General features: G+C 63.6%; 17 protein-coding genes. 4 read left to right on the forward strand and 13 right to left on the reverse strand.

The window, feature by feature from the left end:
* Position 1: 1 nt before the first annotated feature.
* From H147_RS0101425 to H147_RS0101465, 9 genes are all read right to left on the reverse strand, one after another.
* A complete protein-coding gene (locus H147_RS0101425; RefSeq protein WP_019953549.1) occupies positions 2-658 on the reverse strand; it encodes an ABC transporter ATP-binding protein in 657 nt (218 codons plus the stop codon).
* Entirely contained in the window at positions 659-1,441 is a 783-nt protein-coding gene (locus H147_RS0101430) for an ABC transporter permease (protein ID WP_019953550.1), read from the reverse strand.
* Positions 1,438-2,646, reverse strand: a complete 1,209-nt coding sequence (locus H147_RS19205) for a KpsE/RkpR family capsule polysaccharide export protein (protein WP_019953551.1) — start codon at positions 2,644-2,646, stop codon at positions 1,438-1,440. The genes H147_RS0101430 and H147_RS19205 overlap by 4 nt, the downstream gene beginning before the upstream one ends.
* Positions 2,643-4,682, reverse strand: a complete 2,040-nt coding sequence (locus tag H147_RS19210; RefSeq protein ID WP_162561613.1) for a capsule polysaccharide biogenesis protein — start codon at positions 4,680-4,682, stop codon at positions 2,643-2,645. The genes H147_RS19205 and H147_RS19210 overlap by 4 nt, the downstream gene beginning before the upstream one ends.
* Before the next feature lie 98 nt (positions 4,683-4,780).
* Complete coding sequence (locus H147_RS0101445; protein ID WP_019953553.1) at positions 4,781-7,093, reverse strand: glycosyltransferase; 2,313 nt, start codon at positions 7,091-7,093, stop codon at positions 4,781-4,783.
* Between the two features lie 36 nt (positions 7,094-7,129).
* Positions 7,130-8,239 carry an SLBB domain-containing protein gene (locus H147_RS0101450; protein ID WP_019953554.1) on the reverse strand — a complete coding sequence of 370 codons (1,110 nt, stop codon included), beginning with the start codon at positions 8,237-8,239 and terminating at the stop codon, positions 7,130-7,132.
* Positions 8,236-9,609 carry a capsular polysaccharide export protein, LipB/KpsS family gene (locus H147_RS0101455; protein ID WP_162561614.1) on the reverse strand — a complete coding sequence of 458 codons (1,374 nt, stop codon included), beginning with the start codon at positions 9,607-9,609 and terminating at the stop codon, positions 8,236-8,238. The genes H147_RS0101450 and H147_RS0101455 overlap by 4 nt, the downstream gene beginning before the upstream one ends.
* A gap of 194 nt (positions 9,610-9,803) precedes the next feature.
* Positions 9,804-10,841, reverse strand: coding sequence for an MBL fold metallo-hydrolase (locus H147_RS0101460; protein WP_019953556.1), 1,038 nt, complete (start codon positions 10,839-10,841; stop codon positions 9,804-9,806).
* Positions 10,841-12,547: an acyl-CoA dehydrogenase gene (locus H147_RS0101465; RefSeq protein ID WP_019953557.1), complete on the reverse strand. Its 1,707-nt coding sequence runs from the start codon at positions 12,545-12,547 to the stop codon at positions 10,841-10,843. The genes H147_RS0101460 and H147_RS0101465 overlap by 1 nt, the downstream gene beginning before the upstream one ends.
* 114 nt (positions 12,548-12,661) lie before the next feature.
* On the opposite strand from H147_RS0101465, the gene H147_RS0101470 reads away from it, so the two are divergent.
* Complete coding sequence (locus tag H147_RS0101470; RefSeq protein WP_019953558.1) at positions 12,662-13,609, forward strand: L-threonylcarbamoyladenylate synthase; 948 nt, start codon at positions 12,662-12,664, stop codon at positions 13,607-13,609.
* A gap of 18 nt (positions 13,610-13,627) precedes the next feature.
* Here H147_RS0101470 and H147_RS0101475 read toward each other — a convergent pair whose 3' ends face one another.
* The 4 genes from H147_RS0101475 to ubiA are packed head-to-tail and all read right to left on the reverse strand — an operon-like array spanning position 13,628 to position 17,653.
* Entirely contained in the window at positions 13,628-14,386 is a 759-nt protein-coding gene (locus H147_RS0101475; RefSeq protein WP_019953559.1) for an NAD(P)H-dependent oxidoreductase, read from the reverse strand.
* Between the two features lie 5 nt (positions 14,387-14,391).
* Positions 14,392-14,718 carry a hypothetical protein gene (locus H147_RS0101480; protein WP_019953560.1) on the reverse strand — a complete coding sequence of 109 codons (327 nt, stop codon included), beginning with the start codon at positions 14,716-14,718 and terminating at the stop codon, positions 14,392-14,394.
* Positions 14,715-16,631, reverse strand: a complete 1,917-nt coding sequence (locus H147_RS0101485) for an OmpA family protein (protein ID WP_019953561.1) — start codon at positions 16,629-16,631, stop codon at positions 14,715-14,717. The genes H147_RS0101480 and H147_RS0101485 overlap by 4 nt, the downstream gene beginning before the upstream one ends.
* Positions 16,632-16,687: 56 nt before the next feature.
* Positions 16,688-17,653 carry a 4-hydroxybenzoate octaprenyltransferase gene (gene ubiA / locus H147_RS0101490; protein WP_019953562.1) on the reverse strand — a complete coding sequence of 322 codons (966 nt, stop codon included), beginning with the start codon at positions 17,651-17,653 and terminating at the stop codon, positions 16,688-16,690.
* A 12-nt stretch (positions 17,654-17,665) separates the two neighbouring features.
* Between ubiA and H147_RS0101495 the strand changes: the two genes are divergently transcribed.
* Genes H147_RS0101495 through H147_RS0101505 form a run of 3 tightly spaced genes read left to right on the forward strand, consistent with a single transcriptional unit; the run spans position 17,666 to position 19,735 of the window.
* Positions 17,666-18,388, forward strand: coding sequence for a 16S rRNA (uracil(1498)-N(3))-methyltransferase (locus H147_RS0101495; RefSeq protein ID WP_026352158.1), 723 nt, complete (start codon positions 17,666-17,668; stop codon positions 18,386-18,388).
* Positions 18,358-19,224, forward strand: coding sequence for a GNAT family N-acetyltransferase (locus tag H147_RS0101500; RefSeq protein WP_245541087.1), 867 nt, complete (start codon positions 18,358-18,360; stop codon positions 19,222-19,224). The genes H147_RS0101495 and H147_RS0101500 overlap by 31 nt, the downstream gene beginning before the upstream one ends.
* On the forward strand, positions 19,217-19,735 hold the full coding sequence (locus H147_RS0101505; RefSeq protein WP_019953565.1) for a hypothetical protein: 519 nt from the start codon (positions 19,217-19,219) through the stop codon (positions 19,733-19,735). Before H147_RS0101500 ends, H147_RS0101505 begins: the two co-directional genes overlap by 8 nt.
* Positions 19,736-19,761: the final 26 nt, after the last annotated feature.

The following is a 19,761-nucleotide window of genomic DNA, read 5'->3' on the forward strand; positions in this document are numbered from 1 at the left end:
ATCAGCGCCGGGTCAGATCGGTATAGGCTTCGAGCAAGTCGTCGACCCGGTCGTAGAACCGGATGCTGGCCCCGTCCAGCAGCAGGCCGCACTCGCAGTAATCCCTGATCGTGGTCGGCGAGTGGGAAATCATGATGATCTGGCTTTTTGACAACTTGTCCTGAAACACGGCCTTGCTTTTCTTTTTGAAATCCTCGTCGCCGACGGCCGTGATTTCGTCGATGAGGTAGATGTTGAAATCGATCGCCATGCTCAGGCCAAAGGCAAGACGGGCTTTCATGCCGCTGGAATAGGTCTTGATCGGTAACCGCAGGGATTTGCCGAGTTCTGCAAATTCGGTGACATAGGCGATGACGCGTTCGGTATCCTGCCCATAGATGCGCGACACGAAGCGGATGTTTTCCAACCCGGTCATGCTGCCGTTGAACCCCCCTGAAAAGCCCAGTGGCCAAGAGACACGTGACGTGCGGTAGACATGGCCAAGGTCCGGCGGCTCGATCCCCGCCATCAGCCGCATCAGTGTCGATTTGCCTGCGCCGTTGCGCCCCATGATCGCGACATTGCGGTCGGCCATGAACCGGAACGAAAAGTCCGTCAGGATCGTCTTTGTCACGCCCTTCATCTTGTAGGCTTTGCTGACATGGTCGAAGACAAGCATCTAGAATCGCCTCCGCCGGAACAGGCGTTCCCCCGCCAGCCCCAAAAACAGGAGCCCCGCCCCGACCGCGACGGGATACCAGGGGTTCAGCACCGACGAATTGTAATTGGGGTAAAATCCATGGCGCATCCATTCCACGAGATGTAGTACAGGGTTCCATTGCAGCAGCTCGCGCGCTTGCGGCGGCAGATGGCTCGGGACATAAAAGATACCCGAGATGAAAAAGAGCGGGCGCGTCAGCACCTTTTCGATCTGCGCCCATGTATCCCACAATGAGACGATGACCGCATTCAATGTCCCAAACCCGAAACCGAGAAGCGCGGTCGATACGAACGCAAGCAGCAAATGCCCCGGATGCGCCGGCAGCCGCGCCTGTCCGAGAAGGATCAACGACGTATAGAACAGCGTCGTGATCACCGCATAAGTTGCCGCGATCAGCAGCACACGGGCGATCAAGGTATCGATATCCTTGATGACCGGATAAGTCAGCAGCGCGCGATTGGCATCGAACACCGTCATCAACTTGGTCGAAAATTCCGTGAAGAACTGCAAGGTCAGGATGCCGGTCGCGAAGAATAGCGCCAGGCTCGATCCAAAAGGCGGCTGCCGTCCGATGATCGAAAACAAAAACACCAGAAGACCGACACTGGCCGTTGGCGTGATCACGGCCCAGACATAGCCAAAGGCTGACGTGCCGAAGGTGGCGCGCGTCTCTCGCAGCACGAGGCTGGCGATCACACGGGCCTGCAAGGACAGAAGGTCGATGGTGCTGACCAGCGTCACGTCAGATGGTCCCGGACTGAATAGGTCAGCAATGTGCCGATCCCCCAGGCCGCGACTAGCGCGAAAGCAAGGATCAGCACATTGCGCATGCTGCGCGGATATTGCGCAGATTCAGCGGCTTGCGGGCGCAGGTGGATCGCCAGATAGCGTTGTTGCCGGTCCGCGTCGCGGCGCGCCTGTTCCAGAGACACCAGCGCGGATGCATAGCCCTGCTGCGCAAGGCCGCGTTCGACCTCCAGTTCTTCGTAGCGGGCAAGTTGTCGGGTCACATCGCCCCCCCCCCCCGAACCCGGCGGTGCCGCCCCGATCGCGGCGCGCCTGGCGGCGATCTGGGCGATCAACGCATCGGCATTGCGTTGCAGAGCGACAAGGCTTGGCGCGTTTTCGTCAAGGGTCTGGCGCAGGGCCGACATCCGCGCATTCACGTCGATCAGCCGCGCTTCAAGGCTGGCGATCAATTCGATGTCCAGTGCCGCACTGGCGGAAGGATCGACCGATTGCTCGGATGACCTGAAGCTGCGGATCGCGGCAAGCGCCGCCCGTAACCGCGCTTCTTGCAGGGCAACCTCTGCGCGGGCAAAGCGCAGCGCGTCGTTGCGGGCATGCGCGGACAAGTCATTGACCAGCGTCTGTGTCAAGGTCAGCACGGCCGCCGCGATATCGCGGGCGTGGGCGGCATCGGGTGCCCGCACCTCGAATTCTATGATGCCCGAAGTCGGGTCGAATTGCGTCCGGATACCGCGATTCCAATAGATCAGGAAATCCTCGATGCTGGCGTCGTTCGGCAGGCGCGACAAGAGATCGACATCGGGGCTGGAAAAAGCCCCGCGCAGGTCAAGCTGCGCATCCACAGCCTCGAGCAAGGCGCGGCTGCCTAGGTAGCTGAGAACAATGTAGGAATCGGATGTCGTGGACCCCGCAGAGGCAAGGCCGGTCAAGGCACCTATCCCGTCGCTGCCTGCGCCCGTGTCGATCCCGCGGATGGAAAACCCGGCCCTGGCGGCATAACGGTCGGTCGCGATGGCGGCGTAATACACGCTTGCCATCAACACCGGCACAAGAACGCAGACCACGAAAGATGCCCAGAGCCTGCTGCGCCGCCTTTTCTGCGGGCGCATTGTGGCAACGTCAGCGGCGCCAGCCGCGTTCAGCGCCAACACCTGCCCGGTCCCTGCGGTTTTTTGGTCGATGGACGATGCGGTCATCGTTGTGACCCCACAAGGCGCAGCCAACCCAAGAGGCCTGCCCGCATCAGTTTTCGGTACCAACGCCGTGTGGTGGGGCCGGCGGCCGCCAAACGGACAAGCTGGTCGACGGCATCCTCGGGTTCGATGAAGCAACGGTGGTCATGGCTGAAATACCGCGGATAGGCGATCAGCGTCGCATAGACCAATTCGTCAAGGGTCGGTCGGCCTGTGCGGCGGGTGCAGGTCAGCCGGTCCCGCGTCAATCCCCACCCGGCATAGAACGGCAGTCCGTGGCAGATCACCGTTTTGCCGCGGATCAACGCCTCGAAACCCAGAAGCGACGTCATCGTGTGAACTTCATCCACGCCTGACAGCAAGCTGTTCAGCGACACCGGGTCCGTGACGGTTTCATCGGCGATGGTAGCTGCGCTGTCTTCGTCCACGCCCTGCCGGCGCAGACCTGCCAGCACGTCCGGATGCGGCTTGTAGACGATCCAGGCGCATGGGTTTTCGGCCCGTACACGGCGCAACAGCGCGATGTTGCTGGTGATTTCGGGCGACCCGAACCTGATCGAGGCATCGGTTTCGACCTGTCCGATCACCAGCAGCACCTGCCGGCCGGTGGCAGACCGAGCCCGGAACGCCCGGCCCAGATTGTATTTCGTGACATCAAGCGCGACGAGCTTTTGGCGCAGGGCGCGCGCGCGGCTGCGGTCTGGGTCGGTCAGGACCTGTGTGGACAGCATCTGTTCGAGCCGCGACGGGCGCGTTGCATCATAGTAAATGCCGATGTCGTCGACCACCAAAGACAGCGGCTGCACGAGATCCGCGCCCAGACCGGATGACCGCAGGAACCCGTCCTCCAGTCGGATGACCGCCGTGTCCGCCGGCAACGACGGCGGCGCCGCGCTGCCCCACAGCGCTACGGCCTGCGGTTTCGCTGGTGGTTTGTTTCTGAAAACGACCTGCGACCCTTGCAGAAAGCGCGCAACAAAACGGCGTTTCCAGCGCGAAAACCCCAATGCTTGCACATCGGGCGGCAAGGCGGTGCGGTGGCGCCGTTGCAATCCGACATGCGCCAGCGCCTGCTCGGCCTCGCACCGCTGTTTTCGCATGGGATCGACATAGCGCGGATAGGCAATCAACGCGGCATACACAAGCTGATCAAGGCTGATCGGCTGTCGCCGCACGGGGGGGGCCAAGGCATCGTCGGTCAGGCCCCACCCTGCATAGAACGGCATGCCGAATGTGCGGACCCGCTTTTGCCGGATCAGCGCCTCGAAGCCGATTTGCGATGTGACAGTATAGACCGCTGCGGCCCGCACGATCAGCCCGACGGGATGGCACGGGGCGGTGATCAGGCGGATCCGGTCGTGACGCTGCAGGGCGCGGATATCGAAATACCCTTTGCGTTTGCGGCTTGCCGTGTCGGGATGCGTCTTGACCACCACGAGGTGATCGGGGTTTTCGTCCAACGCAGCCGCAAGCATTTGCTGGAAACTTTGCGCATCCGCCCGGCCATAAGCGATCGAGGCATCGCCGAAGGTCTGATCGATGACCAGAACATAAGGCACGCCAAAGTCCATCGCGCCGTCGCGCTGATCATTGTATTTCGATATGTCCAGACGGCGCCAGACACGTGCGACGTTCCGCGCGCGTGACCGGGCGGCGGCTGTCAGCGGCAGCTTGGCAAGATCTTCGAAATCGGAGGGGTGATCGGCGTCGTAATGGACCCCTTGCCTGTCGATCAGATAGGACAGGCTGGTATCGAAACGGCCGACGGATCGCACAAACCCGTCCTCGACCAGCCATGCAGTCGTCGCCGTTCCGGCGGCAAGCCGTGTGGCGCGCAGGCCGGACCAGCGGCGCCCCCAGCCGACAACATGAGACGCCCGGAGCGGCAACAACCTGCTATGAAAGATCGGGCGCGCCCCCAGCGCGATGGCAAGGCCGGCGGACCGGGTCATCGCCAGACTGGTACAAGCATAGGCGGTTACGCCATCGGCCCGTGTGGCCCGGATGGCCTCGTACAGCCAGATGGGCAGGGTACGCAAGCGGGCCTTCCCTACCGACAGCATACGACGACCCGCCAGCAGCCCCGACGGTTTATGCGCGCGCGCGCCAAGCATCAACACTTGCCTGCGCTCGGCCATCAGCGGCTACGGAAGACGTGGCTGAGCTGCCTGAGCGCCGGATTCTTCGCGTCGCGGAAAAATGCATGTGGCGACCGCCGCAGTTTGGCCAGTTTCGCGATGCGCCGGTCCTGTTTGGGCAGAACGGCCGCGAATTCCGCGCTTGGCGTCTGTTGCGGGCGCGGCTCAGGTGCCGGATGCGACGGTGTTGAAACGGGCGCGGCTTTCCTGGCATTGTTCTTTTGGACGATGTCCAGTTTGTAGCGCTCGAACAGCGGTGCCGTCAGCGGAATGTGCGGCCAGATTTCTTTTTTGTAGGTCAGGCGCACCTGTCCCGGCACCCTGAGACTGTAAAAGTCGATTTCGCGTGTCGCAACGCGCCGCGACCCGTCAGCTTCGATGCGCGGGGCGGTTCTGGCCACGCCAAAGCTGTAGAAGTCCTTGGTCAGGTAATGAATGAAACGCAGAACGCTTTCGCGATCGACGCTGGACCCCGCAAGGATCGTATCGCGAATGACCCCGGGGTCGAGGTCTGCAACACGGGTATTCACCCCGTCAAAGGCGTAGAACGCCTCGCCGAAGATGTAACACGGCTTGCCCATCATCATCGCGTAGAGCCCGACGCCGGAATTGATCAACGCAACGGCATCGGCCAGTTCAAGCAGGTCGATGAAATGGGTATCTTCGGGAACATATTGTGCATGGGTCAGGGTGGGACTTGCGGTTTCCAACGGATGCCTTTTGCAAAGCACGACCCAGCCTGCGCGTTTCAAAAGCGCGGCGGTGGCATCGATGACCTGAAGAAAATCACCACAGCTTTTGGCGGGACCGGCCATATGCGTCGTCACCGTGTCGCTGGGGCGTTGCAGTGGAACGAACAGAACCTTTCGCCCCCCGATCCGGAGCTTTTCGCCAAGCGCTGACCCGCCGATCATCGTACCCTGACGTTCCAGTGCAGCGTCGCCGGTGAAGGTGGCGTGGATGTAGGCGGCCGCATCCGACCTGTCTTCTGCACTGATCCGCTTGTCCCATTTGCGCCGGTCATAGCTGCGCGAATCGGCATTGAACCCGTCAGGATCAAAAAACCAGCTGTCCGGCAATGCGCCGCGTTCGAAAACGAAATAGGGAAATCCACTGGCGCGGCACCAATCATAAATCGCCTTGCGGACGGGGTTCGCATAGGGGCTGTTGATCAGCATGAGCCCGATCCCATGCGCAGTGACAAAGGCGGTGAGGTCGACACTGCCCAGATCGTCTCCCGACATGACAAGATCGGTTTCCTTGACGAACACGGGCCGGCCAAGATGCGGGTACACATCGCGCATGCAGCGTGTGACATTCGTGCGTGGCTCGCCCAGGACCAGGAATGTCTGATGCGCGTTGATGGCCGGGGCAATCGGCGTCGGGTGATCCCGGTTCTTGTCGAAGTCGCCAAGAAGACGCGGGCCGACGTCCCTTGCGGATTTCATATGCGACTGGTCATAGAACGACAGGGTTTTGGGCCGTGGGTGCCACAGATGGACAACGAACAGGTTCGACAGCAACGCCGGCCTGCCAAACAGGGCCAGGCGCGACCTGAAACCGTTATAGGTGGCCGTCTCCCAGGATTTCGTATCCTTTAGATAGACATCCGGTCTTGGAAAACGGCCTTCGTCTTCTGCAAGCCGATGCAGAAGCTCGAAATCTTCGAATCCGTGGCCCTTGAAGATCGGATTGTGGCCGCCGATCGCCAGATAATGAAACCGGTCCACCACGATGATCGAAGAACAGGGCGCAAGATTTTGGATGGAGCGCGTATCGCCGTGCATCCAGCGCAGATAGAAATCCTGAAAGCGGGCGTCGTCGTCAATCGACCGGAATTCATCGGTGCCTTCTTCGGTCAGATACAGGGCCGGCACGACGAAAAAACGTTTCTTGTAGTCGGAGATCCCGTAGCTTTTCATGAAGACCAAAAGACGCGTCCAGAAATCATGCGGGACCCGGAAATCGACATCGAGAAACGTGATCGCGCGTCCTTGGGCATGAATTGCGCCAAAGTCGCGCGCCTGCCCGATCGAGAATGCCTGCCCCGCGCTGTCATGATACAGATAGCTGACATCCGCACGCGCGCAAATGGCGCGACAGGCTTTGCTTGCCTCCCGCACAGAGCCGGAATCGACGACGACAAACTCCAGATCGTCCTGTCTGGGGAATGACTGGCACAATTCTTCCAGGCGGGTCAGAAACCATGGCGCACGACCTTCGTCGCGAAACGGGACGATCACCGACAGGCGGGGTTCTTTGAGGAACACGGCTTCAAAGCTGGTCTTGTCGGATTGAGTTCGGACGTTCATCCTTGGCACCTCGATGTTGTGATTATGTTGGACATTTCAGTTTCCGACCTGGGCGGCTGTTCCCACGATCGGTGACAGGACAAGTGCGACGAACCTTTGAAAATCGGCCGCCTGTGCAGATGTGACGTAGACGATGTCGGTCGGTTCAAGGACGAACAGGCCAGCCAGCAGAAAAGCGTCCGGCACCGAAAAATCGAACCGGAAGGCAAGGGCGCGCACCGTGTCGCCCGATGCTGTGCCCTGCGCCGGGCGGAACACAAAGACCGATTTCGCCTGTGCGACCCCGTCATCCAGCCCGCCGGTTTCCGCCAGCAGATAGGCAAGATGCGGCGTCTCGAGCGGGATTTCGATATTGCCCGGCCGCCTGACCCCGCCGTAGACTGCAAAGCGCCGGGGGATATGGGCGACGCTGACCACATCACGCGGCAGCACGACGATGTCGTTCGATGCATGGCGCAGGATGTCGGCCAGCGCGACGGTCGCCGATGTCGTCCCGCGCCGGACGGTGACCGTTGTTTCCCAAGCGGCATGGGGCGTGCCCCCGGCCTGTGCGATCAGATCAAGAAGCCGGATACCGCCGGGCGGAATGACGACCCGTCCCGGCGTGCCGACCGCCCCGAGGACCGCGGTGCTGCGTGACTGGGTCTGCACAAGCGAAACGGTGATTTCGGGTTCGACCGCTTGTCCCCTGTAGCGGTCCAGCAGCAGCGCGCGCAGGCCCTGCGTGGTCAGACCGCGTGCAGTGATCGTGCCCGCATAGGGCGCGCTGATTGTACCAGAATTCGACACAGCCAGTGACAACAGGGTTTCCCGGCGACCTGCTGTCGCGAAAAGCCCGTCTTCAGCGACTTCCCACAGGCGGATGTCCAACTGGTCGCCCGCGTCGATCACTTCATCAGCGGTGCGCAGGCCTTGCTCGCGGAACGCAACAGGAAAGCGGTGCGCCTGTGTCGCCTCGGTGGGCAAGGTCGACATCGACACGTCGATGATGCGGAACGGCAGCACATCTTGCGGGCGCGACACGGTCTCGACCGCGGCGGCGTCGATGGCAGCAGCGCTGGGTCCAGAGGACGGCAATGTCGCGCAGCCCGAAAGCAGCAGGCCGACGAGGCTGCGCAGGATTATGCGGGCCAATCTGCGCCTCATGCGCAAGGTCCGCCATGGTCTGCCGACCTGAGCTGGTCGAGTTTTGCGATGATCCCCGCGGCAGCGACCTTGCGGCCGCTCGCGATATAGAAATCACCCGCAAGAAGGCTTTCGGCCTTCAGGTCGGCCAGAAAAGCGTCGATCAGGGGGCGCGGTTTTGTCTGGCGCGTGCGGAAAAACGCGCCGATGTCCTGAGGCGTTTCCCCGATTGTGACGACCGTGTCATGGCGATAGACCGCCTCTCCCAAGACGAGGACGGGTACGTTGTGATGCAGCGCTGAAAATGCCGACGTCGAGTTGATCACGACCATCCCTGTGGCGTGCCGTACAAGATCCGCCATGCGGCCGGTTTCCAGCACCTGGACCTGGTCACGCCCGATCTTCAGTTCATCCAGACGCTGGAGGATGACCCGCCTCATGCGGGCACCCGAAGTGTCGAGCGGGTGCAGCTTGAAAACCAGCCGCTGTGGCGCATCAGCCCGGACCAGCGCCTGCAGGCAGGCCTCGATCAGCGCGGCGCTGGTCCAGCCCCGTGCCGCGACCAGAAGCTGACTGTCGGTCGGGACCTGCAATGGTACCAGGATGTAATCCTTCGTGGCCTGCACACGGCGGCGCGCGGGTAATTCAACACCGCGTGCGACCAGCCTGCGCGCTGCATGCGCGCACCAGCGCCCTGTCAGCGTCGTGATCCGGTCCTTGCCGCGATGGAACAACGCCTCGTCGGTGTGTTTGGACAGCAAGTCGCGCACAAGATAATGGATCGCGCCCCACAGGCTCATTGTCAGAATGGATGACCGGACCGCAGGTAAAGGTTGGCTCCGCGCAGGGGGTACGATCTGCAGATGACGGCGGAACCGCCATTGCGCAAACGGGGAATGCTGGTTGTTCCCCCCGATTTCGCAGGTGATGTAGCCCGAACGCAGATACCCTTCCTCAAGGCTGATGACAGTGATGCCATACTCTGCCGCGACGGCGCGCGCGCAGGCATGGGGCGGGCGGTTCGACCCGAACAGGATGATCGCCTCGGGCGGGCTGACGGCAAGGCTTTCGCGCAGCCAGTCCTGCCAGACGTTTGCGCCGCCCGTGATGCGGGTGACCTGGCCCTTGCGCAGGAACAGTCGGTCCGCAGGATTGAAGACGATCCTTTCGACGGCAAACCCGCCACGCAGCAGCTGCGTGTGCAGATCAGCGAAGAATGGTCCGACCGGGCCCTGCAAGAGCATGATCCGGCGCGTCCCGCCAATGGCGGACAGATGCGCGATCAACGTCGCGGCATCCGCCACGCTTGGCACCGGCGGGCGCGTATCCGCGCGCGGCGATTCGATGGCTGCAGGCGTGTCAGGGCGATATGCGGACGATGCCGGTTTCATGTGTTCCCCTTTCCTGCGCAGCGCAAGGGCACCGGGCATCTGTGATCCGATTGGCGCGCGAACGAAGGATCGCGGCGCTGGCTTTGGGGAAGATCGCAGGGATTGGTAAATTTAGTCCTGACACCGTCATGCCAATGGCTCAGCGGTCGTTCCGGCGATCGGGGACTGTCTGTTCGCCGGATATTTTGCGGGTGTCAGGCTGCCGAAAAGGCCCAAGCGCCATCGTCGCGCAGGTGCCGGATGGCGCGGCCTGTCTGGTGCAGGTGGTTCAGATGCGCGACCGCCTCGACCAGCGCCAGCCCGTATTCGGCGGGGCCGATCGGGCGCTTGAACAGCGGCATGAAGCATTCGCCCGCCGCGCGCGGCTGGTCGAGATGCGCAGACAGTCGGTCCAGCGCGCCATGATGGTTGTCGATCATCTGCGACAGCCGCAGCGGCAGGCCGGTGAACGGCAGCTTGTGCCCGCCAAGAACCAGATGGTCGGGCCGCGCCAGCGGCTGGAACCTTTCACAGGACACGATCCAATCGCCGACGGGGTCGGCATCGGGTTCGGTCGGATAGACCCCAAGATTGGCGCTGATCGAGGGCAGCAACTGGTCGCCCCCCAGGACCACCGCATCGTCGCGCGACCAGAAGGTCGCATGTTCGGGCGCATGGCCATCGCCCATGCGGATATCCCATGTCCGCCCGCCCAAGCGGATCGTATCGCCCTCGCGCAGCCGGGCATAGCCCAGCGGCAGGGGGGCGACGCAATCGGCAAAGTTGAACGGGCGTTCGGCCTTGCGCCGCGCCAGTTCGTCCGCCGCCATGCCTGCGCGTTCATAGAACGTGATCGTTTCGGGCGTGGGCCGGTCCTGCGCATCAAGCGTCAGCATCCGCGCCATCAGCCAGCCCGTCCGGGGCATGTGCAACGCGGCGCCCTGTGCGACGAACCAACCGGCAAGGCCCACATGATCGGGGTGGTGATGGGTGACGATCACGCGGGTGACGGGCTTGCCCGCCAGTGGCCCGTGAAGCAGGCTTTGCCAGATCGCCTTGGACCTGGCGCTGGCGAAACCTGTGTCCACCACGGTCCAGCCGTCGCCGTCATCCAGCGCATAGACATTCACATGATCGAGCGCCATCGGCAGCGGCAGGCGCATCCACAGGATGCCGTCGGCAACTTCGATCGCTTGGCCCGCCGCGGGCGGGTCGGCAAACGGATACCGGATACCGCCCGCGCCATCGGGCATCAGGCGGCGGCCAGGTCTTCGGGCGTGATCGCGACGAGATCGGCGGCACCTTCGCGGGTATGGGCCAGCAGGGCAGCATGTTCGGGCAGCAACCGCTTGATGTAGAACGTGGCAAGACGCAGGTGGCCCGCATCGCCTGCCACCGCGCTGGCGAGATGGACATGGCCTCCCAGCACCCGTGCAAAGGCGCGCAAGTAAGGCACGGCACCCGCAAAGCGGTCGTCAAGGTCGGCGCGGCCGACCAGCCATTCGGTCGCTTCGCGCAGGGTTTCGGCTGCTTCCCAGACGGCATGGGCCAGATCGGGGTGGGTCGCCTTGGCGGCCTCGGCGCCGCGCACCACATCATCCAGCAGGCGGAACGCGGCATCGCCGCCATCCATCAGCTTGCGCGCGACAAGGTCCATCGCCTGAATGCCGTTGGTGCCTTCGTAGATCGTGCTGACGCGCACATCGCGGACGAATTGGGCCGCACCCGTTTCCTCGATAAAGCCCATCCCGCCATGGATCTGCACGCCGGTATTCGTGGCCTCGACGCCGACATCGGTGCCAAACGCCTTGGTGATCGGGGTCAGGAAGGCCGCCCGCGCGACCCAGGCCCCATCGCCTGTCGCGGTCGCCATGTCGATGGCGACGGCGTTCATCAGCGCGATCGCGCGGGCGGCATAGATATCGGCGCGCATCGTGGTCAGCATCCGGCGCACATCGGCATGTTCGATAATCGCACCCGTGCCTTCCGCGCGGCCCTGCTTGCGGTCCTGCGCATAGGCCAGCGCGTGTTGCAGCGCGCGTTCGGCGGTCCCGATCCCCTGCATGCCGACACCCAGTCGCGCGTTGTTCATCATCGTGAACATCGCGGCCATCCCGCCATGTTCCGGCCCCACCAGCCAGCCGGTCGCACCCGCATATTCCATCACAGCGGTGGGCGAGCCATGCAGGCCCATCTTGTGTTCGAGGCTGACGACACGCAGGTCGTTCTTCTGCCCCGGATTGCCATCCGCATCAGGGATCAGCTTGGGCACCATGAACAGGCTGATGCCCTTGGTGCCTTGCTTGCCCTCAGGCAGGCGGGCCAGGACCAGATGACAGACGTTCGCGGTGAAATCGTTGTCGGCCCAGGAGATGTAGATCTTCTGTCCCGTGATCGCATAGGTGCCATCGCCGTTCGGCTCGGCCTTGGTGCGCAGCGCGCCCACGTCGGACCCCGCCTGCGGTTCGGTCAGGTTCATCGTGCCGCACCATTCGCCCGAAATCAGTTTCGGCAGATAAACCGATTTGATTGCGTCCGAGGCATGGTGTTCCAGCGCCTCGATCTGGCCTTGGGTCATCAGAGGGTTCAGTTGCAGCGCCAGGCAGGCCCCCGACAGCATTTCGTTCACGGTCGTGGTCAGCGTCATCGGCAGGCCAAGTCCCCCGTTTTCCGCTGCTGCCGACATGCCGATCCAGCCGCCCTCGGCGATGGCGCGGTAGCCGTCCGCGAAGCCTGGCGGGGTGCGCACGATGCCGTTGTCCAGATGCGCGGGATGCTTGTCGCCGATCTGGTTGAGCGGAGCGAGGATGTCCTCGCAAATCTTCGCCGCTTCCGTCAGGATCGCGCCGGTCATATCGGGGGTCGCCTCGGAGAAGCGGTCGGTGCCTGCCACTTCGGCAAAATTCACGATATGGTCCAGCAGGAAACGGAAATCACTGATCGGTGCGCGATAGGGCATGTCAAAATCTCCGGTTCAATGGTCTTCTTGGCAAGCGCGGGTGGCACGGCTATGCATGGCGCATAATGGCAAAGTTATCCATCCGATGTCACCCTTCAACCTGAACGCCACGTCATGAATGCGCGCGTGCTGTCGCTTTTGCTGCCCGATGCCGCCGGTCTGGCGGGCGCGGCCGCTATCCTGAGGCGGGGCGGTCTGGTGTCGTTTCCGACCGAAACGGTCTACGGGCTGGGGGCCGATGCCCGCAACGACAAGGCTGTCGCCGCCATCTTTGCCGCCAAGGGCCGTCCGTCGTTCAACCCGCTGATCGTGCATCTGGGGGACTTCGCCGCAGCCTCCGCGATCTGCGATTTCAACGATGATGCACGACGCTTGGCCGCGGCCTTCTGGCCCGGCGCGCTGACGCTGGTGCTGCCTTTGCGCGCGGATGCAGGGATATCGCGGCTGGTCACGGCGGGGCTGGACAGTATCGCGGTGCGGGTGCCGGACCATAGGGTGGCGCAGGGTCTGCTGGCCGCCTTCGGCGGGCCGGTGGCGGCACCTTCGGCCAATCCGTCAGGCCGGATCAGCCCCACGACGGCGGCCCATGTGCGCGAAGGCTTGGGCGACCGGATCGACGCGCTGGTCGATGGCGGGTCCTGCGCGGTGGGTCTGGAATCCACGATTGTGGCCTGTCTTGGTGCGCCCACCCTTCTGCGCGCGGGCGGCATCCCCGCGGAGGCGATTGCCGCCTGTCTGGGGCGTCCTTTGGCCACATCGGAAAACCCCGAGGCACCCGTCTCGCCCGGTCAACTTTTGTCGCATTACGCGCCGCTGGGGCAGGTCCGGCTGAACGCGACCGCGCGACAAGACGGCGAGGTGATGCTGGGCTTTGGCGCGATGGACGCCGATCTGAACCTGTCACCCACTGGTGATCTGACCGAGGCTGCGGCGCGGCTGTTCGACTGCCTGCACCAGCTGGATGCAATGGGCGCGACGCGGATTGCTGTCGCCCCGATCCCCGATCACGGGCTGGGATGGGCGATCAATGACAGGCTGAAACGCGCGGCGGCGCCACGGTAGGTCGGGGTTCACCCCGCCTTACGGGTTGTGCCGGATGAACGGCGTCACGCTGGGGGTGCCCGCGCGCAGCCGGCCCTTGGCGTCGAAATCGTCATCGGCGTTGAAGGCGACTTCCGGCAGATCGTCGAACCCTGCGATCAGCTCCGCCTGACCTTCCAGCGCCTTGCCCAGCCTGTCCGCGAGGGCAGTCGCGCGGTCGCCGCGGTGATAGCCATGCACGCCATGCACGCAGACGGGCTGCAATACCGTCAGCCCGACATAGCGCAGCGTATAGGCGAGCGGCCAGAGCAGCAGGTTCACATCGCCTTCCTTGCCGTTGTAGGCGCTTTCATCGGTGCTTGATCCGGTGGTCACGCACAAAAGCGCCTTTTTGCCTTTCAGCATGCCGGTGTCGAACCGTTCCGCCGTGGTGTGCAGCGCGCCGTGGGTCAGCGCGCGGTCGCACCAGCCTTTGAGCATGGCAGGCGGCGAAAACCACCACATCGGAAAGTGAAAGATGATCCGGTCCGCGCGCCGTAGCTTGTCCACCTCTGCCGCGACATCGGCAGGCAACGCCGTTTCGGCGGCATGGCCCTGCGCCTTGAGCGGATCGAAGGGCACATCGGCAGGGTGGTCGTAATGCGCGGCGCGTTCCGCTGGATCGAAGCCCAAGGCATAGAGGTCGGACCAGATCACATCATGGCCGAGTGCAGCACTCGCATCGGCACTCGCCTGTGCCCATTGGGCGTTGAAAGACCGGGGTTCGGGATGGGCCAGAACGATCAGGGTCGTCGGCATCCGCCTTAGCCCGCGTGCTGACGTTCGATATAGCCGCGCAGTTCCTCGGCCTCGCGGCGGGCCTCGCGCAGGCCATCCATCGCGGCGCGCAGTTCGGCCTCGGTCTGGGACAGCTGGTTGGTCATCTCGGCCTCGCGCTGTTGCAGATAGGTGATGGCCTGATCGCGGGTTTCCTCGGCCTCGTGCAGGGCTTGGGCCATCTTGTCCAGTTCACCGATTTCCGACGTGGTCACGCGGGTAAAGCGGTTGACCAGCCAGCTGGCGAACCAGCCCAGCACAAAGGCCACGAACAGGATCACTGCCGTTGCGATGATGAATTCGGTTCTGTTCAAGGTGTTGCCTCTGCCGCGTCGTCTTCCCCTGCACCGTCTTGCGGGGTTTCGGCGTCGGTTTCAAGCTCTTCGGCCGCAGTTTCGTCGACCGCTGCCTCTGCGTCCTCGGGCACGATCAGGCTGAATTCGATGCGGCGGTTCGCCTCGCGGCCTTCTTCGGTGCCATTGTCGGCAATCGGATTGGCCATGCCATAGCCCACAGCCTCGAACGTCGATACAGGCACGCGCCGCGCCCGGAGGGCCGTCAACACGGCATCGGCGCGGTCCTGCGACAGGCGCAGGTTCATTTCCTCGCGGCCTTGGCTGTCGGTGTAACCGGCGACGCGGATGCGCAGGTCGCCGCACAACCGCAGGACTTCTGCGATATCGTCGATCACGGGCTGTGCCGCGGCGGTGATGCTGGCTGACCCGGGATCAAAAGTGATCTTGCGCCCTTCGGTCATCGCGATGATCTGCGCAATGCATTGTTCGGGCGTCGGCAAGGCGGCGATCGGGTCCAGTTCCTCGACATAGGTGATATCGAGATTGTAGTCGGCGGCCTGCCCCAGTTTTTCGATCATCAACCGAGAGATTTCGGCGGCGGCGGTTTCGTTGCCGGTGTTGCCGCGCACGGTGATCGTCTCTGGCTCGACGATGACGGCACCGTTGGACAATTCCGACAGCGCCTCGATTCCGGCAAGGACACGCACCGACCAGCCTGCGGGCAGACCCTCGACGACACGGGTGCGCATCGTGATGTTGCGCTGGCCGAATTTGGCGGTGGCGAAATTCTCTGCGACCATGTTGGTCAGGTCGTCGGGCATCCGTCCGCGCATCTGCACGTGCCCTTCGGGGCTGAGCGTGGCGGTGAATTGCGGCGGGCCTTCGGCATTGTCTTCGGGCATTGCAGGCAATTCTGCATTCAGTGCGAAGACATCGGGCAAGCCGTCTTCCAAGGTGCCGACGACACTGTCGAAGGTCGCCTGTTCTGTGCCGGGCAAGGCAACAAGGATGACATCGGTATCGGTCAGCGTGACCGTCCCGCCGGCCAGTTCACCGACGGCCGAGATGGCCAGCGCAACTGCTTCGCCCCAATCAGGGGACGGCGCACCAAGCGCGAGGGTACAATTCACCCGTCCTTCAAGACCTGCGGCTGTGGCGGCCCCCAGAATCACCTCGCGCGCCTCGACCGTATCGACAGCACAGGCATCGAACCGTGCGCCATCGTCATCAAGGATGAACCGCACTGTGAACGGCGAAATCACGGGGCGCGGCGCGCTGATCTCCAGCCCGAGCCGCACGCCTTCGGGCCTGCTGCGGGCAAGCTCTGCCTCGAGCCTGCGCTTTTCCACCAGATTGTCAGAAATGCCGCTGACGGTCACGCGGTCTGCCGTCACCGAGATTTTCGAACGCGGCAGCATTTCCAGCGCGACGATCGCGAAATCGAGGGCGGCGCGCCATGTCTCGGGCACCGGATAATCGCCGGTATCCAGCAAGTCTGCCACGCTCTGACCATCCGCGATCCGTGTGATCCGCCGGGCAAGCGCGTCGCGGTTCGTTTCGGCGGGGATGAGCCCGATCAGCGACACGCCGCTGTCGTTGCGCAGAATCTCGATCTTGAATTCGGGCGGCTCGAAATCCGCCGCATCCGCAACGGACAGGTTGTCGATGACCCGGCTTGCGTCGACGACCCCGCCTGCCGCCGATATGGCGCGAAAGCGCACGGCTTCGTTGGGGGCCGTGCCTTCGAGGATCACCTGCAACCCGTCGCCCAGAACGTCGGCCCAGTCATGGCCGTTTTCAGCGAGTGTCTCTTGAACGGCCGCGACCGACCGATCCTCGACCGTGGCGACCGTCAGTTGTGCGGCTGCGACAGATCCGGCCGCCGCGACGCTGAAGGCGATAATCCGTATGAAGATGGCAGAGAGGCGCATTCAAGTCCGTTTCATTTGTCCCGGCTCTGCATAGGCCTTGCAGCCGGGGTGTTCAATCATACGAAAAACGCCACGGCGAAAAATGGCAGAGGGATCAGACCGGCGTCGCGGTTGGATCGGAAAAGGCGTAACAATACATCATTGTCATCGGGATCGAACCGCAGCAATTGCCAGGTCAGGTGCCAGCCCAAGGCCCATGGCCCGCCAAGCGCGATGACGAGCGACAGGATCGATCTGTCCTGCGCGGCCAGCACCACCGCCGCGCCGAACAGAATCACCGTCAGCGTCAGGAACAGCCTTAGCCACCAGCGCGCCTGATCGCCGAACAGCCGTGCGGTGGATTTCACGCCGATCAGGGCGTCATCCTCGGCGTCCTGATAGGCATAGATCGTGTCGTAAAACAGCGTCCAGGCGATCCCCGCCAGATACAGCATGACCGGCGCAAGCCCGAGCCCGCCCGTATACGCGGCCCAGGCCAGCAAGGCGCCCCAGTTGAACGCGAGGCCCAGAAACACCTGCGGCCACCATGTGAACCGTTTGGCGAAAGGATAGACCGCCACCGGCAGCAGCGCGAGGATGCCCAGCGCGATCGCCGCAGGCGGAAATGTGATAATGATGCCGAACGCCAGCAGCGCCTGTGCAATCATCCAGATCATCGCTGCCTTCACGCTGGTCTGGCCTGACGGGATGGGCCGCGATCTTGTGCGCGCGACCGATCCGTCGATGTCGCGGTCGGTGATGTCGTTCCATGTACAGCCCGCACCGCGCATCAGGAACGCCCCGATCCCGCAGCCCGCGACGATCCAGATGGCAAAGCTGTCGAACCTGTCTGTCGCCAGCACCGCCAGCGCCAGCGCCCACAGGCAGGGCAGATACAGCAGCCATGTGCCCACGGGTCTGTCCGCGCGCGACAACCGCAGAAAGGGGCGCGTGCGCACAGGTGCCAGCCGGTCCACCCAGTTGCCACGCACGGCATCCGCGACGGTGCCCGCAGGCTCTGGCATCCGGGTGTTTTGGGTCATATGCTCCGCTTCATGGCATCCAAGGTCCGGCTTTATGTAGATCACCCCTTGGGGGTAGGGCAATCGGTTCCGCTGAACCGCGATCAGGCGCATTACCTCTTCGGGGTCATGCGGCTGGCGGCGGGTGACGTGTTGTCGCTGATCAACAGCCGTGACGGCGAATGGGACGCGGTGGTCGAAAAGGCTGGCAACAAGGGCGGCGTGCTGGCCTGTCAGGCGCAGACGCGCCCTTTGCAGACCCCGCCTGACCTGTGCCTGGTCTTTGCCCCGATCCGCAAGGAACGCACGGCCTTTATCGTCGAAAAGGCGGTGGAACTGGGGGCTGCGCGGATCATGCCCGTGCAGACCGAGTTTACCCAATCCGCCAACCGCATCCGCACTGACAAATTGCAGGCCCATGCTGTCGAGGCGTCTGAACAATGCGGCGGGACCTTTGTGCCCCCTGTCGATGATCTGGTGAAACTCGACCGGTTGCTCGCCGCTTGGCCCAAGGACCGGCAGCTGATGTTCTGTGATGAAAGCGCCATCGGCGCGCCGGTGCGTCTGCCCGCAATTCCCGGCCCTTGGGCGGTGCTGATCGGCCCCGAAGGCGGGTTTTCGCCGTCTGAACGGTCAAAGCTGCTGGCCTTGCCGTTCGCCCATGCCGTCAGCCTTGGCCCGCGCATCCTGCGCGCTGACACGGCGGCGGTCGCGGCGCTGACGCTGTGGCAGCAGGCCTTGGGCGACTGGGGATGATCCGCGCCACGCTGGCCGACAGGGCCGAGGTTGAAGGTTTCCTGCGCCACCATCTGCAAATTGCGATGTTCCCGCTGGCGAACCTGCACCGGCACGGCATGGCGGGTGGCCATCCGCGCGCGATGGCGTTCTGGCTGCGCAAGGCCGGTGGCGCGATCACCGATATCGCGGCGATCACCGAGGCCGGTTTCCTGTTTCCCGTCTGCCCCACGCACCCTTGGGCAGAGCTGCGCGATGCGATGCGGGGCAGCCCCGTTGCCGCGATTCTGGGCGAGGCCGGGCAGGTCACCAGCCTGCGCGCCGTACTGGGTCTGGACAGCGCGGCAGGCCATGTGACAACCGAACCGCAGTACGACCTGACCCTTGCCGATCTGGTCATGCCCGAAACCGACGGCTTGACCCTGCGTCCGCTGGCCGATGCTCCGCGCGATCTGGTCATCGGCTGGCGGCGTGCCTATCTGTTGGAGACGATGCTGGCGCAGGAGACCAACGTGGACGCAACGGCGATCAGGGATATCGACAGCTATCTTGCGGCGGACAGCCACAGGGTGCTGTTTGATGGCGATACGCCTGTGGCGATGACGGGCTTCAACGCGGTTCTGCCCGATGCGGTGCAGGTTGGCGGGGTCTATACGCCGCCCGGTTCGCGCTCGCGCGGGCTTGCACGGCGGGCGGTGGCGCTGCATCTGGCGCAGGCGCGCGCGACCGGCGTGACCCGCGCGATCCTGTTCGCGGCAACGGCCTCGGCCAGCAAGGCCTACGCCGCGATCGGGTTCCGCCGGATCGGCACCTTCGCCATCGTGCTGCACGCAAAACCGCAGGTGGTCCATGGCTGATTTCTTTCGCCCCGAGGCGCGCGCCTTTTTCTGGCGCTGGCGCGAGGTGCTGGCCGCCGTCGCACTCGCGCTGTTCGGCCTGTGGTGGGGGCTGAACGCGGCGGGTGTCACGGTCTGGCTTGGCTATCTTGTGGGGGCCATCGGTCTGGGCTGGGCCTTTGCCGCCATCCAGCGCGCGCGCTTCGCGCAGGATGGCGAAGGGCCGGGTGTGGTGCAGGTGCGCGAACGCCGTCTTGCCTATTTCGGCCCGCTTGACGGGGGTATCATCGATCTGGACGATCTGACGCAGGTGGCGCTCGACCCCGGCAGCTATCCCGATCCAAGCTGGATTCTGACCGGAATCGGCGGCCAGCGGATCGCGATACCAATCAACGCGGCGGGGGCGGATGCGCTGTTCGACGTTTTCGCGGCCCTGCCGGGTATCAAGACGGGCACCGTGCTGGATGTGCTTTCGCGCACACCCGATGCGCTGGTCGTCATATGGTCGCGTGCGCGTCCTCTCTTGCATTGACAGATGCACTGGTGCAGGTCACGGAT

The organism is Yoonia vestfoldensis DSM 16212 (assembly GCF_000382265.1).
Classification (GTDB): domain Bacteria; phylum Pseudomonadota; class Alphaproteobacteria; order Rhodobacterales; family Rhodobacteraceae; genus Yoonia; species Yoonia vestfoldensis.

What these genes read in the sequence shown, in the direction of transcription:
- H147_RS0101425 (WP_019953549.1), bottom strand. Translation starts at nt 658, where the DNA reads ATGCTTGTCTTCGACCATGTCAGCAAAGCCTACAAGATGAAGGGCGTG.
- H147_RS19205 (WP_019953551.1), bottom strand. Translation starts at nt 2,646, where the DNA reads ATGACCGCATCGTCCATCGACCAAAAAACCGCAGGGACCGGGCAGGTG.
- H147_RS0101445 (WP_019953553.1), bottom strand. Translation starts at nt 7,093, where the DNA reads ATGAACGTCCGAACTCAATCCGACAAGACCAGCTTTGAAGCCGTGTTC.
- H147_RS0101450 (WP_019953554.1), bottom strand. Translation starts at nt 8,239, where the DNA reads ATGAGGCGCAGATTGGCCCGCATAATCCTGCGCAGCCTCGTCGGCCTG.
- H147_RS0101455 (WP_162561614.1), bottom strand. Translation starts at nt 9,609, where the DNA reads ATGAAACCGGCATCGTCCGCATATCGCCCTGACACGCCTGCAGCCATC.
- H147_RS0101460 (WP_019953556.1), bottom strand. Translation starts at nt 10,841, where the DNA reads ATGCCCGATGGCGCGGGCGGTATCCGGTATCCGTTTGCCGACCCGCCC.
- H147_RS0101465 (WP_019953557.1), bottom strand. Translation starts at nt 12,547, where the DNA reads ATGCCCTATCGCGCACCGATCAGTGATTTCCGTTTCCTGCTGGACCAT.
- H147_RS0101470 (WP_019953558.1), top strand. Translation starts at nt 12,662, where the DNA reads ATGAATGCGCGCGTGCTGTCGCTTTTGCTGCCCGATGCCGCCGGTCTG.
- H147_RS0101475 (WP_019953559.1), bottom strand. Translation starts at nt 14,386, where the DNA reads ATGCCGACGACCCTGATCGTTCTGGCCCATCCCGAACCCCGGTCTTTC.
- H147_RS0101485 (WP_019953561.1), bottom strand. Translation starts at nt 16,631, where the DNA reads ATGCGCCTCTCTGCCATCTTCATACGGATTATCGCCTTCAGCGTCGCG.
- ubiA (WP_019953562.1), bottom strand. Translation starts at nt 17,653, where the DNA reads ATGACCCAAAACACCCGGATGCCAGAGCCTGCGGGCACCGTCGCGGAT.
- H147_RS0101495 (WP_026352158.1), top strand. Translation starts at nt 17,666, where the DNA reads ATGGCATCCAAGGTCCGGCTTTATGTAGATCACCCCTTGGGGGTAGGG.
- H147_RS0101505 (WP_019953565.1), top strand. Translation starts at nt 19,217, where the DNA reads ATGGCTGATTTCTTTCGCCCCGAGGCGCGCGCCTTTTTCTGGCGCTGG.